The 16,156-nt window shown below is 66.5% G+C and carries 3 protein-coding genes and 3 rRNA genes; 4 read left to right on the top strand and 2 right to left on the bottom strand.

Annotation, left to right across the window (positions count from 1 at the left end; translation table 11 throughout):
- Nucleotides 1-121: 121 nt before the first annotated feature.
- The 4 genes from OG286_RS10670 (at nucleotide 122) to rrf (ending at nucleotide 6,763) form a co-directional block, all read left to right on the top strand.
- Nucleotides 122-1,093: a RimK family alpha-L-glutamate ligase gene (locus OG286_RS10670; RefSeq protein ID WP_396323455.1), complete on the top strand. Its 972-nt coding sequence runs from the start codon at nucleotides 122-124 to the stop codon at nucleotides 1,091-1,093.
- Nucleotides 1,094-1,641: 548 nt separating this feature from the next.
- Nucleotides 1,642-3,165, top strand: a 16S ribosomal RNA gene (locus OG286_RS10665).
- A 276-nt stretch (nucleotides 3,166-3,441) separates the two neighbouring features.
- Nucleotides 3,442-6,563, top strand: a 23S ribosomal RNA gene (locus tag OG286_RS10660).
- A gap of 83 nt (nucleotides 6,564-6,646) precedes the next feature.
- A 5S ribosomal RNA gene (rrf, locus tag OG286_RS10655) occupies nucleotides 6,647-6,763 on the top strand.
- Together the 16S, 23S and 5S rRNA genes form the textbook arrangement of a ribosomal RNA operon.
- A gap of 210 nt (nucleotides 6,764-6,973) precedes the next feature.
- Here rrf and OG286_RS10650 read toward each other — a convergent pair.
- Together OG286_RS10650 and OG286_RS10645 are read right to left on the bottom strand one after the other, a co-directional pair.
- The gene (locus tag OG286_RS10650) at nucleotides 6,974-9,226 is read right to left on the bottom strand and encodes a UvrD-helicase domain-containing protein (protein WP_396325933.1); all 2,253 of its coding nucleotides are present in this window, start codon (nucleotides 9,224-9,226) and stop codon (nucleotides 6,974-6,976) included.
- Nucleotides 9,223-16,146 (bottom strand): DEAD/DEAH box helicase, encoded by a 6,924-nt coding sequence (locus OG286_RS10645; protein ID WP_405365122.1) that lies wholly within the window; start codon nucleotides 16,144-16,146, stop codon nucleotides 9,223-9,225. Before OG286_RS10645 ends, OG286_RS10650 begins: the two co-directional genes overlap by 4 nt.
- Nucleotides 16,147-16,156 lie beyond the last annotated feature (10 nt).

The raw sequence follows: 16,156 nt of genomic DNA, 5'->3' as shown, positions 1-16,156 counted from the left end.
GGAGCGTGGTTGACGGGGGTGGCTGACGGCGATGGTTGACGGTCACGCGGCCTTCCTAGCGCAGCTCTCACAACCCGCGCGGGTCGTCGACGTCCGGCCCGGGCCCGTGCCGTCCGTACTGTTGCTCAGCCGCACGTGTGACAGTGACCTGGACGCGGTGCAGAACCTGCTCGGTGGCGAGGGAATCCGAACGGACCGGCTGAACGCCGACGAACTCGCCGCCGCCGATCTGGTCGTCGCCCCGGACGGAGGGGCGGCCTGTCTGAATGGCCGCTGGCTGACCCCCACCGTGACCTGGATCAGGCACTTCTCCGTGTCCGCGATCGAGAGCACGCAGGACGCGGCCCACACCCTGTTCCTGCGGGAGTCCTGGCAGGCCGCGGCCGGTCAGCTCGCGACGATCTCCGGGACGGCCATCCACGCGGTCCGGCCCGGACTGCTCTCCCAGCTTCGGCTGGCCCGGCGCCACGGGGTCGCGGTGCCGCGCACGATGCTGACCACCGACCCGCACCGCGCCCTGGACCAGTTCGACTGCCCACTGTTGGTGATCAAGGCAGCCCACCACCATTTCGTCGAATCCGCGCCGGGCCGGCTGAACGGCGTCTTCCCCGCGATCGTCGACCGGGACAGCCTGTCCGCCGCGCCGCGCCCCGGCCCGCCCGTGACCGTTCAGGAGTATGTCGAGCACGAGGCAGAGCTGCGCGTCTACTACGTGGCCGGGCAGCTCCACGCGTTCCAGGTCGCCAAGGAGTTGCCCGCCGACCCTTGGCTCGCACCCGACCGGGTCGAGATCCACCCCGTGGAGCCGCCGCCGGCCGTGGTCGCGGCGACCAGGACCCTGGCCGCCGCGATGTCGCTCCGCTTCGGCGCGTTCGACTTCCTGATCCGCGAGGGCATGCCGGTCTTCCTGGAGGTCAACCCCGACGGCGACTGGCGCTGGGCCGAGCAGCGTGCCCGCACCACGTCCGTCACCGCCGCCGTCGCCGGCATGCTCGCCGACCTCCACCGCAGGACGCTGCCCTCACCGGGGGAGTTCGACCTGCTCGGGTTCCTGTCCGGCTCGGGCTTTGCCGGAGAGGCCGAGTGGGCGTAGTGTTCTCTAGTCGCTCGGCAGGGAGCACCGGACACGCATCGGCGCGGACGGTCCCGGGGCGGCCAATCCCTAGAAACACACTTCCCGGTTCGGGCTGGGTTGCGCCTTGTCTTTTTGACGGTGCGACTCGGGTCCTATTCGGTGTGCCCGTTTATATGGATTGCGGCCGGATTCGCCTTTCGAGGCGGGGATGGGCTAGAGTTTGAAACGTCGGACGGGGCCTCAAGCCGCAGAAGACACCAGCGAGTTGGATGAACGAAGCGCCGGAAACGGGGCGGAAATCATCTGGTAAGCTGGAAACACGAAAGAACGAAGCGCCCGGAGGGCCCGCTGGAAGGCGGTCCGAAGGAAGTGTCCGTTCCTTGAGAACTCAACAGCGTGCCAAAAGTCAACGCCAGATATGTTGACATCCCCGGCCTCGATCGTCTGATCGGGGTTGGAGATTCCTTTTGAAGTAAAACACTAGCGAGGACGCAGTGCGCGGGGCCGCCCTATTCCGGTGGTTGCCGTGCCGCTCGACGCGAGTGCGGCCCGATTACGGGCAGACATTCACGGAGAGTTTGATCCTGGCTCAGGACGAACGCTGGCGGCGTGCTTAACACATGCAAGTCGAACGGTGAAGCCCTTCGGGGTGGATCAGTGGCGAACGGGTGAGTAACACGTGGGCAATCTGCCCTGCACTCTGGGACAAGCCCTGGAAACGGGGTCTAATACCGGATATGACCTGGGACCGCATGGTCCTGGGTGTAAAGCTCCGGCGGTGCAGGATGAGCCCGCGGCCTATCAGCTTGTTGGTGGGGTAATGGCCTACCAAGGCGACGACGGGTAGCCGGCCTGAGAGGGCGACCGGCCACACTGGGACTGAGACACGGCCCAGACTCCTACGGGAGGCAGCAGTGGGGAATATTGCACAATGGGCGAAAGCCTGATGCAGCGACGCCGCGTGAGGGATGACGGCCTTCGGGTTGTAAACCTCTTTCAGCAGGGAAGAAGCGCAAGTGACGGTACCTGCAGAAGAAGCACCGGCTAACTACGTGCCAGCAGCCGCGGTAATACGTAGGGTGCGAGCGTTGTCCGGAATTATTGGGCGTAAAGAGCTCGTAGGCGGCCTGTCGCGTCGGATGTGAAAGCCCGGGGCTTAACCCCGGGTCTGCATTCGATACGGGCAGGCTAGAGTGTGGTAGGGGAGATCGGAATTCCTGGTGTAGCGGTGAAATGCGCAGATATCAGGAGGAACACCGGTGGCGAAGGCGGATCTCTGGGCCATTACTGACGCTGAGGAGCGAAAGCGTGGGGAGCGAACAGGATTAGATACCCTGGTAGTCCACGCCGTAAACGTTGGGAACTAGGTGTTGGCGACATTCCACGTCGTCGGTGCCGCAGCTAACGCATTAAGTTCCCCGCCTGGGGAGTACGGCCGCAAGGCTAAAACTCAAAGGAATTGACGGGGGCCCGCACAAGCAGCGGAGCATGTGGCTTAATTCGACGCAACGCGAAGAACCTTACCAAGGCTTGACATATACCGGAAACGGCTAGAGATAGTCGCCCCCTTGTGGTCGGTATACAGGTGGTGCATGGTTGTCGTCAGCTCGTGTCGTGAGATGTTGGGTTAAGTCCCGCAACGAGCGCAACCCTTGTTCTGTGTTGCCAGCATGCCTTTCGGGGTGATGGGGACTCACAGGAGACTGCCGGGGTCAACTCGGAGGAAGGTGGGGACGACGTCAAATCATCATGCCCCTTATGTCTTGGGCTGCACACGTGCTACAATGGTCGGTACAAAGGGCTGCGATGCCGCGAGGCGGAGCGAATCCCAAAAAGCCGGCCTCAGTTCGGATTGGGGTCTGCAACTCGACCCCATGAAGTTGGAGTTGCTAGTAATCGCAGATCAGCATGCTGCGGTGAATACGTTCCCGGGCCTTGTACACACCGCCCGTCACGTCACGAAAGTCGGTAACACCCGAAGCCGGTGGCCTAACCCGTAAGGGGAGGAGCCGTCGAAGGTGGGACCAGCGATTGGGACGAAGTCGTAACAAGGTAGCCGTACCGGAAGGTGCGGCTGGATCACCTCCTTTCTAAGGAGCAATATGCCGCTTGCAGGCGAATGTTCTGCACGGTTGCTCATGGGTGGAACGTTGACTATTCGGCACATCAGGTAGGGCCTGTTAGTACTGCTTCGGCGTGGAACACAGAGCACTGCATGATGTGTCGGGCACGTTGTTGGGTCCTGAGGGAACGGCCGTATGGCTGTTGCTTCAGAGATGCCGGTCCCACTGAAGAGATCCGTTCGGGTCTTGGGGGTGGGTGACTGGTCGTTGTTTGAGAACTGCACAGTGGACGCGAGCATCTGTGGCCAAGTTTTTAAGGGCGCACGGTGGATGCCTTGGCACCAGGAACCGATGAAGGACGTGGGAGGCCACGATAGTCCCCGGGGAGCCGTCAACCAGGCTTTGATCCGGGGGTTTCCGAATGGGGAAACCCGGCAGTCGTCATGGGCTGTCACCCATACCTGAACACATAGGGTATGTGGAGGGAACGCGGGGAAGTGAAACATCTCAGTACCCGCAGGAAGAGAAAACAACCGTGATTCCGGGAGTAGTGGCGAGCGAAACCGGATGAGGCTAAACCCAGGTGGTGTGAGACCCGGCAGGGGTTGCCACTTGGGGGTCGTGGGATTTTTCTTGACCGGTCTGCCGGCCGGTCGGCGAGTCAGAAACCGTATGGATAGTCGAAGGACATGCGAAAGGTCCGGCGTAGAGGGTAAGACCCCCGTAGACGAAATCTGTGCGGCTCGTTTGAGAAACTCCCAAGTAGCACGGGGCCCGAGAAATCCCGTGTGAATCTGGCGGGACCACCCGCTAAGCCTAAATATTCCCTGGTGACCGATAGCGGATAGTACCGTGAGGGAATGGTGAAAAGTACCGCGGGAGCGGAGTGAAATAGTACCTGAAACCGTGTGCCTACAAGCCGTGGGAGCGTCGGACATGCAGCTTGCTGTGTGTCTCGTGACTGCGTGCCTTTTGAAGAATGAGCCTGCGAGTTTGCGGTGTGTAGCGAGGTTAACCCGTGTGGGGTAGCCGTAGCGAAAGCGAGTCCGAATAGGGCGTTTGAGTTGCACGCCCAAGACCCGAAGCGGAGTGATCTAGCCATGGGCAGGTTGAAGCGGAGGTAAGACTTCGTGGAGGACCGAACCCACCAGGGTTGAAAACCTGGGGGATGACCTGTGGTTAGGGGTGAAAGGCCAATCAAACTCCGTGATAGCTGGTTCTCCCCGAAATGCATTTAGGTGCAGCGTCACGTGTTTCTTGCCGGAGGTAGAGCACTGGATAGGCGATGGGCCTCACCGGGTTACTGACCTTAGCCAAACTCCGAATGCCGGTAAGTGAGAGCGTGGCAGTGAGACTGTGGGGGATAAGCTCCATGGTCGAGAGGGAAACAGCCCAGAACACCGACTAAGGTCCCTAAGCGTGTGCTAAGTGGGAAAGGATGTGGAGTCGCAGAGACAACCAGGAGGTTGGCTTAGAAGCAGCCACCCTTGAAAGAGTGCGTAATAGCTCACTGGTCAAGTGATTCCGCGCCGACAATGTAGCGGGGCTCAAGCACATCACCGAAGTCGTGTCATTGCAGCAATACCCCCAACGGGGGCTGTGATGGGTAGGGGAGCGTCGTGTGCCGGGTGAAGCGGCGGTGGAAACCAGTCGTGGACGGTACACGAGTGAGAATGCAGGCATGAGTAGCGATACAAGAGTGAGAAACTCTTGCGCCGATTGACCAAGGGTTCCTGGGTCAAGCTGATCTGCCCAGGGTAAGTCGGGACCTAAGGCGAGGCCGACAGGCGTAGTCGATGGACAACGGGTTGATATTCCCGTACCCGCTTTGAAGCGCCAACGCTGAACCTCTTGATGCTAAGCCCGTGAAGCCGGCCCGGAGTCTTCGGACAAAGGGACGTGGTGGAGCCGGTGACCCAATGGGGTAGTAGGTGAGCGATGGGGTGACGCAGGAAGGTAGTCCAGCCCGGGCGGTGGTTGTCCCGGGGTAAGGGTGTAGGACGAACGGTAGGCAAATCCGCCGTTCACATAGTCTGAGACCTGATGCCGAGCCGATTGTGGTGAAGTGGATGATCCTATGCTGTCGAGAAAAGCCTCTAGCGAGTTTCATGGCGGCCCGTACCCCAAACCGACTCAGGTGGTCAGGTAGAGAATACCGAGGCGTTCGGGTGAACTATGGTTAAGGAACTCGGCAAAATGCCCCCGTAACTTCGGGAGAAGGGGGGCCATTCCTGGTGACGGCACTTGCTGCCAGAGCTGGGGGTGGCCGCAGAGACCAGCGAGAAGCGACTGTTTACTAAAAACACAGGTCCGTGCGAAGCCGTAAGGCGATGTATACGGACTGACGCCTGCCCGGTGCTGGAACGTTAAGGGGACCGGTTAGCTCCATTTCGGTGGGGCGAAGCTGAGAACTTAAGCGCCAGTAAACGGCGGTGGTAACTATAACCATCCTAAGGTAGCGAAATTCCTTGTCGGGTAAGTTCCGACCTGCACGAATGGCGTAACGACTTCTCGACTGTCTCAACCATAGGCCCGGTGAAATTGCATTACGAGTAAAGATGCTCGTTTCGCGCAGCAGGACGGAAAGACCCCGGGACCTTTACTATAGCTTGATATTGGTGTTCGGTTCGGCTTGTGTAGGATAGGTGGGAGACTTTGAAGCAGCAACGCCAGTTGTTGTGGAGTCGTCGTTGAAATACCACTCTGGTCGTGCTGGATGTCTAACCTGGGTCCGTGATCCGGATCAGGGACAGTGTCTGGTGGGTAGTTTAACTGGGGCGGTTGCCTCCTAAAGGGTAACGGAGGCGCCCAAAGGTTCCCTCAGCCTGGTTGGCAATCAGGTGTTGAGTGTAAGTGCACAAGGGAGCTTGACTGTGAGACTGACGGGTCGAGCAGGTACGAAAGTAGGGACTAGTGATCCGGCGGTGGCTTGTGGAAGCGCCGTCGCTCAACGGATAAAAGGTACCCCGGGGATAACAGGCTGATCTTCCCCAAGAGTCCATATCGACGGGATGGTTTGGCACCTCGATGTCGGCTCGTCGCATCCTGGGGCTGGAGTAGGTCCCAAGGGTTGGGCTGTTCGCCCATTAAAGCGGTACGCGAGCTGGGTTTAGAACGTCGTGAGACAGTTCGGTCCCTATCCGCTGTGCGCGTAGGAGTGTTGAGAAGGGCTGTCCCTAGTACGAGAGGACCGGGACGGACGAACCTCTGGTGTGCCAGTTGTCCTGCCAAGGGCATGGCTGGTTGGCTACGTTCGGGAGGGATAACCGCTGAAAGCATCTAAGCGGGAAGCCTGCTTCGAGATGAGCACTCCCACCTCCTTGAGAGGGTAAGGCTCCCAGTAGACGACTGGGTTGATAGGCCGGATATGGAAGCCCTGTGAGGGGTGGAGTTGACCGGTACTAATAGGCCGAGGGCTTGTCCTCAGTTGCTCGCGTCCACTGTGTTGTTCTGAAACAACGACCCCATGACATGGCCTGTCGTGGTGCGGTTGACAGTTTCATAGTGTTTCGGTGGTCATAGCGTGAGGGAAACGCCCGGTTACATTCCGAACCCGGAAGCTAAGCCTCACAGCGCCGATGGTACTGCAGGGGGGACCCTGTGGGAGAGTAGGACGCCGCCGAACAATCATTCCAGAAAGACCCCCTCCGGATTCCGGAGGGGGTCTTTCTGCATTTCCGGACCATGTGCGGACGGAGAACCCTGCCCGGGTCCCGGGCAGGGCGGCGGCAGAGCTTGCCGACGTGTAGAAGCTCCCGCGGCTGTGGGCCTCTCCGGGAGTGGCTGCGGTGCCGCACCCGGAGAGGTCATGCTGTTCGTCAGCGACAGCCGGGGGTCAGTGGTCGAGCACGGGCTTCAGGAAGGGGCTGGGGCTTCCGTGCCAGAAGATGTCGACGCTGTCCCTGGCGCGGGTCACTGCGACGAACAGCAGCGAGCGGGCACGCTGCATTTCCCTCCGGTAGCGCACCGGATCCGTGTTCTGCAGACGGTTCACGTTGTCGCGCGGCACCAGGCCGTCACGGACACCGGCGATGATCATCCGCTGGTACTCCAGGCCCTTGAACCTGAACATCGTGCCGATGTGCACGCCGCTGTCGCTCCTGGGGCCGTCCGGGCCGATCTCCACCGCGGGGATCCCGCGCTGAGCCAGGGTGTAGGCGACCTCGCCCGCCATCTGGTTGGTGGGGACACAGACCGCGATCTGCTCGTGCGGGATCCGCTCCTCCGGGCGGGCGTCCCAGGAGGCGATGTGCTCGGCGATGGCGGTACGTTCTGCGGCCCAGTCGGTGCAGGGGTGCCGCCGGGGGAGGGCACCGTTGAGGACGGAACGGAAGCCGGCCAGGGTCTCCTCGCCGCCGTCGAGGTCGTCGTAGGACTCCCCGGTGAGGACGTCCAGGGCCGAGCGCAGGATCTGACGCGTGGTGCGGTAGCTGAGATTGAGTTTCGAGGACCGGCCCCGGATGTGGACGCCCAGGCTTCCGAGCGTCACCTGGTTGCGGTAGATGCGTTGGTGGGTGTCGCCGGCCAGGAAGATGTCGTCCTGACCGCTCGGGACCATGGCCCGGAGCATCTTCCAGTGTGCGGGCCGCAGGTCCTGTGCCTCGTCGACCACGACGTGCCGGTACCGGTACCGCAGCCATCCGGCGGAACCGTCCTGGAGGTGGATGTTGTCCAGACCTCCGGCCTCGTCCCGCTGGGCGTCGATCGCCGAGATCCGCTGCTCGCGTTCCATCTCCAGGCGGGCAGCCCGCTCGGTCACCTGGTCCCAGGTCTGCCGTCGACTGCCTTCCAGACGCTGGGCGAAGCGCTCGGCGAGCTGCCAGATCTCGGCGCGTTCGGCACGGCTGATGTTTCGGCCACGACCGGCCCGCCGGGCCCTGAAGTAGTCCGCGCGCGACCCGATCGCCTGCCCGAGGATCACCTGCGTCCACTCGTCGTGGAGGAACTCGGCGTCCCATCCGGTCTCACCGAGCTCGTCCAGCAGCGCCTGCCACTCCCGCACAGCCTGGTTGTCGTCGATCGTCTGCTTGGAGTTGCCGGGTTCGGCCTCCCTGACGATCCGGAGCGCGAGCTGGTCGACGTGACTGATGTCCACCCGGGCCAGCAACCCTTCTCCCCCGAGCTCCAGGAGACGCGAGCGCAGGTCCGCGGCGAGGTTCTTGTTGTAGGTGGTGAGCAGAACGGGCTTGGTGTGCCCTGGAGGCAGTCGGTCGACCAGGTGCTTGACGCGGTGGAGGGCGACGATCGTCTTGCCCGTTCCCGGCCCGCCGCTCACGCGGGCGGGGCCGGAGTAGGTGCGATCGACCAGCTTGGACTGGGTGGGGTGGAGGAACACCTTCCACCGGCCGAAGTCGCCGCCCTTCAGGACTTCGTCCAGAGCCGCGTCGGAGGTGGTGACCATGGTGGCCGGGCGTTCGGCAGCGGCCTGGAAGTCCTCGGGGTCGACCGGTTCACGAGCCGCAACCGGTGTGGTGACCTGGTCGAGGATGCCTTCGAAGTCCTTGCCGTCGACGATGGCCAGCAGCACCTCCGCCGTGAGCTGGGGGGCGTACTCGACGAGACCGAGGACCTGGTCCTCGGTCGTGAGGGTGCGGATGACGGGAAGGAGCGGCGCGGCGACCCCGAGGTCGCTCAGTTGCTGGTCGGACCAGCCCGCGAAGAGCTCACGGGGGGCGGCCGGTTCGACCGGGCGCGGAGTCGGCGTGGGCGGCGGCGCGGCGGCGAGGCCGCGAAGGACGCTCTCCTCCACCACCTGGAGGTCGACGTACTCGATACCACCGGTGATGTGGTTGATCCCGTAGGCGAGTCGGTCGAGGTTCTCGTAGACGTCCTTGCGGTGTTTGACCGCGACGATCAGCCAGTCGTCGTCGGCCAGGCGCAGCAGCAGTGCACGGTGGTCGTCGTTGACCCGGGCGGACCATAGCCTGCTGTCGCCCTTGAGCTGCTGGAGCTTGAGACCGGTGGCCTGCGGGTTGGCCTTGAACTTGTGCTGGAAGTCGTAGAGGGCGCCCTTGACCGAGCGGGGGAGTTTGAGGATCTCCTTGTCCGCCTTGTCCAGCAGACGAAGGGTGATTCCCGGGGTCTTCATCGCTCTGACTCTCCGTCGGTGGTCGTGCCGTTTCGTCGATGCTGCGGGGTGGGTCCGGTGTCCAGCGGGTTGAGCCGCTCAGCGAGTTCCTGGGCGGTCCACTGCACGGCCGGGCGGACCTCCCAGCCGGCGGCACGGAAGGCCTTGTCCCGGTCCTGAGCTTCGTAGTCCTGTGCCCCGTCGGCCGTGCGCGGCGCGAGGACGATGCCGATCCGTCGCTCGGGCCAGGCGAGTTCGGCCTGCCAGCCGTTGCTGTCGAGCTCGTAGCCGTCCCTCGGGGCAGGTGTCCCGGCCTCGGCGAGGAGCCGAGCGAGCTCGGAGAGGCCGGCCTCGTCCGGGTCGAGGTACTCGAGGACCTGGTTCCAGTGTGCGTCGGGCTCGCAGACGGGCGTAGGGACCGTTGCTGCTGCAGCAGGCCCTGCGACCGCGTGAGGAGTGGCGGGGACCGGGACTGTGGGGCGCAGGGTGCCGGGGACATCGGCCGGACGGCCCGGGCGCTCTGCTGGAGTCCGTCGGGTCGAGGCCAGCCATCCCTCGCCGCCGTTCACCGCGAGGGCTTCGTGGGAGAAACCGTCGAGAAGGCTGGTCGTGAGCTGGACGCTGTCACCGCCGCCGTGCTCCAGGAATTGCAGGACGTTGGTCCAGAACAGCCAGGAGCGCCAGCGCCGCTTGTGGGACGTCTCGTCATCGTGGACGCCCTCGCCGTCGTCGAGGACGGCGAGCGCGCTCCAGACCGGTGGCCTGCGGCGGCCGTCTGCTGCCAGGACCAGCCGGAGGCCGGAGCTGTCCGGAGCCGTGATGACCTGTACCGGTCCGCGGGGTCCTTCGGGTGTGCCGCCGCCGAGGGCCGCACGGACCTGCGGTCCGACCTCGTCGACCGCGAGGGCGGCGGCATGTGCGCCCGTGATGCCGGTCAGCCCGGCTACGGCAGCCTCTGCGCGCCACTGCCACCGGGCGGCATCGGGCGAGCGCAGGTAGGCGAGCAGCAGGTCGGCCGGGTTGACCCAGACGGCTTCGGAGAGCTCACCGGGGAGGCTGCCGCGGACGTTGGCGTAGTACTTCCGTGCCTTGCCCTCCCCGTCTCCGTCGGATCCGTAGGGCCGCCAGACCGGCGTCTCCGGCTCGCTGCCGACATGCCCGTTGTCGGTGACGCGGCGCCGCCAGTCCTTGACGTCGAAGTAGGTCAGTTGGAAGACGCGCAGGCCGTCCGCCCGGAGCCGGGCGCGCTTCACGGCATCGTCCGCCAGCCGGTTGTGCCGGGGACCGGCGTGGAACTCGTAGCCGTCGAGGTAGACGGCGAGGCGCGGGCCGGGGGCGTCGAGCCGTTCGAAGAGGACGTCGGGACGGGTGCCGTCCAGCGTTCGCTGCTGGGACACCCTCCAGCTCAGGGTGGAGCCGTCGTTGCCGGTCAGCCTGAGTTCGAGGGAGTACGTCCCCGCCGAGGTCGTGTAGGCGTCCGCGCTCGCGCGGGACTCCGGCAACCGGGCCCAGTCCCTGAGGGTGTCGACGAACATGATTTCGAGATCGCTCTCGGCCTGCCGCTCCAGCGGGATGTGACGCGTGGTCGCGACCGGCGAGGTGTGCCAGCGCTCCCCGTCGGCGCCGAGCAGGTCGTCGAGCATCTGGCGGACCTCACTGCGGCTGACCTTGTCGTAGTCCGTGGCCGGGACACGGCGCAGCAGGCAGCGGTGGCAGCCGTCCTGGCCCTTCTCCTGGCAGGGGCAGCTCTCGATGACGTCGCGTGCCCTGAGCAGGACCTCCTTGAAGCCCTCCGCCGAGGCCAGCCGGTGCAGGTAGCCGGTACCACCGGGAAGGCGGTCGTAGACGACCAGGAAGCGTTGGGGCCAGTCGGAGTCACTGCCGTCGGGCATGGAGGCGGCCGAGATGTCGATGTGGTCCGGGTCTCCGCCGTAGCGTGCGGCTATGCCGACGAACAGGGCTGCTGTGAAGGACGCCAAGCGCTCCTTCACACGTGCTACCGAGGCGGGCAGCAGGATCCGTACGGCCTCGGTGGCCAACTCGTGGGCGAGCAGCAGGGGCACGTCCTGCGGCTCGGTCCGGCCGGAGCCGGCCTGCTGCGGTGCCCTGCGACGGGGGCACCAGAGCAGGTGATGGGCGCCGGCCTTGGAGGGAGCACTGAGCGACTGGGTGAGGGCGTCGGCCGGAGCGTCGACGACGGGGCGGCCGTCGGCCGTCGCACCTCCGCAACTCGTGCACACGTAGAACGGGTTGAGACGGACATCCTCACCGGCGACGGGAACGGTGCTGCTGCCGTCCTGGCGGTCGAGGCCCAGGTTGAGCGTCCTCACGACCGCACGGCGGGCGAAGTCCACCCCGAAGGTCGACCTGTCGTGGCGCCACGAGCCTGGGGCGAGCTGGTCCGGGTCGATGTCGACGGCGGTGAGGACGGAGTACCGCCGGCGCTCCCGTTCGTCCTTGTCGTCGCGGACCCGGGCGTCGTCCCGCTTGTCGCGGGCCACCACCTGCCGCGGCTGGAGCACGTACTGCACGCACCCGGCGTCCGCGATCGCACGGCCGCCGCAGCGCGGGCACGGGGTGGTGTCGGTGAGCGCGTTCTCGGTACGGACGAACCCGCAGGACGGGCAGAGCCGCCAGACGGACCAGGCCCGTCGCTCGGGGCTGCCGATGTCCAGGGCCCGCACCACGTGCCGGTAGCCGTTGACGTAGAAGCTGCTGCCGGGCGCGAGTTCGGTGAGGGAGAGCCGACGCGAGCGGTCGTAACTCCGGACCTCGCTGCGGTAGACCCGGGAAATCCCGCCCGCCGAGTCCCCGGGGCTCGTGGTGGCTCCGTCCGCCTCGGACGGGTCCTCACGCCAGTAGAGGGTGGCCTCCAGCTTGGTGGTCGTGTCGGCGAGGCTGTAGTTGGGCAGTAGCCCGAGCTCGACCAGTGTGCCGTGGGCGCTCGCCCGGTTCAGCGCGCCCAGGAGGTCGGCGGTGCTTCGCAGTTCGGCGCGCAGCTCCCGCCGTTCGCGGTCCTGTTCCGGGTCGGTCGGTACGAGGGCGTCGACGGCCTTGTTGATGGCCGCAAGGCGTCGCTTCAGCTCCTCACGGCGGAGGACCCAGGCTTCCTCGGCCTCCTGCAGGCAGCGGGCGATGCCGCCGGTGGCATAGGAGCGCAGTTCGTCGGCCGCGTGATCGGAAACGCCAGCGTCGTCGTCCGGGCCGGTGCCGCTCGGGAAGAGTGCCAGGAACTCCTCCACCAGGGTCTTTCCGTGGGTGAGCGCCGCGTCGGCCAGGTCCTGGCACCAGCCGCTGGTGCCGAACAGTGCCGACACCAGCCTGGGCACGGGCTGCAGTCGCTCGCCGTCGGCCGTGGTCAGCCTCCCGGAGGCGGCCAGGTCGAGCAGCCGTGCCGTGTACTGGCGGCGGAGGATTTCGACGGCCGACAGGTAGCAACCCGGCGGCACGATGTCGCCGGCGATCATCTCGCGCGGATCGTCGAGGTAGTACAGGTCGCGGGCCCTGCGGCCGCCGAAGGCGACGACGAGGGCGTTGCCGGTCTTCCGGCCGGCGCGGCCGGCCCGTTGGACGTAGTTCGCCGGTCCGTCGGGCAGCGAGCCGAGCAGCACGGCGGACAGGTCCCCGATGTCGATGCCGAGTTCGAGGGTCGGCGTGCAGGACAGCACGTTGGGATCGGTGTAGTGCGTGCCGGATCGGAACGCCCGCTCGACCCGCTCCCGCTCGGGGCGGGTGAGCATGCCGGTGTGTTCGGCGGTGACCACGCGGAAGGTGCCGCCGGTCAGGTAGAGACGCCGGTAGTAGTCGTCCGTGTAGTCGCGTTCCTGGACGCTGCCGAAGCCGGACGTGGTGCCACCGGTGCGGGAGGCGCCGGCCTGTGGCGGGGTCAGGATTCCCTTGCAGCGGTAACGGGGGCACGGGTGCCCGTACCAGCGTGTGCGCCGCTCCGGCGGCACGACCTGTTGCCAGCCGCAGTCCTCACAGCTGACGAAGGCCTTGTTGACGATCGGGTCGTCGAGCAGCCGCACCTCGATGTGGCCCGGCTGGAGCCCGAAGACGCGCGTGGCGCGGTCCTGTGCCGTGCGGACGGCCAGGACGTGCTCGTCGGCGAGCGCGGGCAGCAGCCGGCGCAGGTACTCGGTGGCACCGGCTGAGTCCAGCCCGAGGCACCGCCTGGTCCAGTCCTGGTACCAGCCGCCGCGGCCCGACACGGTGTCGAAGTGGGACTTGTCCTTCTGTCCGTCGAGCAGGAACCGCGGTGGCGTCATCCCGTCGGGGAAGGCCGGCATGCCGTCGGGGCGGCCACCCCAGATCTTGAACCGGGCGACGCCCGCGTCCTTCATCCACGGTTCCAGCCAGCGGTGCCGCACCCCGCCGCGCTGACGCAGACGCTCCAACAGGCCGCGCACGTAGGCGACGTAGCGCTCCGAGGTCGGCATCGAGTCCACGGCGACCAGCTGCCCCGGCAGGGCGAGGTGCAGGTCACGGGCGAGAGCGGCGACGCGTTCGGGATCCTCCAGGACGACCTCGGCGGCGGCCGTGCGAGTGAGTTCCAGGGTGCGCCCGAGCCTTGAACGCAGGCCGAACTCCATGACGGTGGCGAATGCCAGGCGCTCGCCGATCAGCCTCCAGGTGCGTGCGTCACCGGTGCCGCGGCCGGACAGCAGCCGGTCCACGCCGGCCTCGTCGTGCAGGTCCGGCGGGACGACGGCGGCGAGCGTGCCGGGGTCGTCCACCGAGTCCAGGACGTTCCCGATCAGGTCGTTGAGCGGGAGCGGTGCGCCGGAGTCCTCCAGGTTGTGCGCGAGCAGCGACCGGAAGGAGAACTTGTAGGAGGCGTTGGCGATGTACCCGGCCCGGTGTGCCGCGTCCTGCGTGGAGTCGTTGAAGACCAGCGTCTTGCGTTCCTCGGGGACGAGGGCGATGTCGCCGCCGGTGAACAGCTGGGTGACGGTCGCCGAGGCGAGCGCTGCCAGCGCCGTACCGAGGAAGCGGATTCCGTTGTCGGTGTTGCACGCCGGGCAGCGGTCGTCCGTGGCCGCCTTGTCGGCGGTCTTCTTGTCCAGGATCGCCAGCGCGAACCAGGCGTCCAGCAGATCACCGTCGTCGGCGGCCACCGGCATCCGATAGGTGCCCTGCGCACCGTCGAGGACGACGACGGAGAGCGGGTCGGCACTGCCGCTTGCCGGTCGGGAGCCGGTGAGGGCGGCGAGTGCCTCCTGCTTCTCCGCCCTGGTCGCGGAGATGAAGTAGCGGAGGCGCCGCTTGTCCCGTCCGACACCCGCCCGCCAGACCTTGTCGTGCGCCATCACGAGCCGTTGCGGATCGGCCTCCGGGGAGAGCGCCGCCCACCCGGACCGCCCGCAGTTGCGGCAGTAGACGGCCGGAAGGTGCACTTGCGCCGGCCGAACCGCGGTGTCCGCGCCGGGGAGTGCCGCAGGCCGCCGTGAGCCGCTCGACGGCCAGCCTCCGGAGTCGCTGTCCTCACTGTCCACCGGCAGGGCGGCGGCGGCCGCACTCCGGCGGGCGGCCGTGCGGTCGTCCTCGTACCAGCGGAACTCCGGCGCACCGCCGAGACCGCGCAGCACCCTGGTCACCGGCCGGACCCACAGGTGGGCCTCCACGTGCAACAGCGGGCGGGGGCGTCGCTCGTCGGAATCCGGGTCCCGCGCGGCGGACAGCAGGGCGACGAAGCGCGACAGCGCCTGCAGCGCGAGCCGGGGGTTCTCCCGCGCGGTACGGCCCCACGCGTAGCCGAAGCGGCCCAGCCGGTCCCGCAAGCCCCACTCGTCGAGCGGTTCCCCGTCGAGCAGGGCCAGCACGCCATGGGTGAAGTCGTGGCGCCGCAGCATCCGTCCGACCTGGAAGGCATCGAGCCCGGAGCGACCCAGCATGCGGGTGGCGAGCCCGTTCAGGTCCAGCAGCTTGGGGTTCGACTCCACGCCCGGGCCACCCGAAGCCGTGATGACCTCCTGCGGGGTCGGCGGCTCGGGAAGTTCGTAGTCCACCGCACCGGTGAACTCCTCGGCGGACATCCGCTCCTCGCCGATCAGCGCGTCCGGCGTGAACGGCATCCCGAACACCTGGGCCGCCACGTCGAGGATGCCGCCGGCCCGGCCGCCCGGCCGTCCCTCGCCGAGGGTCGCCGAGGTGGCCACCGGGCAGATCGATCCGAGCGGGCTGCCCGGGCGGGTGGCTCCGACGACGGCGGCCAGCCGCCGCAGCAGCATGGCGACGTCGGTGCCCTGCGCCCCGTCGTAGGTGTGGAACTCGTCGAGGACCACGTGGGTGATATCGGCGTTCTCCCACAACGGGCGGTCCTCGCCGCGCTGCAGGAGCAGGTCGAGCATCTTGTAGTTGGTGATCAGCACGTCCGGGGGCGAGACCCGCATCTCCTCGCGGCGCGTCATCACCCGCCGGAAGTCGGTGTCCGGGCGGTCGCCGATGTAGAGCCCGGCCGTGACCTCCGCCAGCTCCGGCTGCGCCAGGTAGTCGCCGATACGCGCCGCCTGGTCGGTTGCCAGCGCGTTCATCGGGTAGAGCAGGACGGCCTTGACGCCTCGTCGGCCGCGAGCCTTCTCCCGGCGGCAGTGGTCCAGCACGGGGACGAGGAAGGACTCGGTCTTCCCGGAGCCGGTTCCCGTCGTCACCAGCGTCGGCCGGGCAGGACCGCGCAGGGTGCTCAGCCGCTCCCAGGCCTTGGCCTGGTGCCGGTACGGCGGGAACCCGGGCTGCCACTCCAGGTGCCGCTGCCAGCCCTCGTCCGCGACGTGGAACGGCGTCCTGATCCGCAGGTAGGGACCGCGGAAGATCCCGGTCTCCGGGTGGCCGAGGAAGCGTTCGAGCGCGCCGCGGGTGTCCTCGTCCGCGAGGGCGTACGTCGTCGTGAGGTACTGCGTCAGACTGCCGCGCAGCTGCGCAGCGGCCAGGGTGGGCCTCACGGCGGACTCC

Source organism: Kitasatospora sp. NBC_00039, from assembly GCF_045160625.1.
Classification (GTDB): domain Bacteria; phylum Actinomycetota; class Actinomycetes; order Streptomycetales; family Streptomycetaceae; genus Kitasatospora.
Note: the sequence above shows the minus strand (reverse complement) of the source record. Positions and strands in the feature narration are given on the sequence as shown.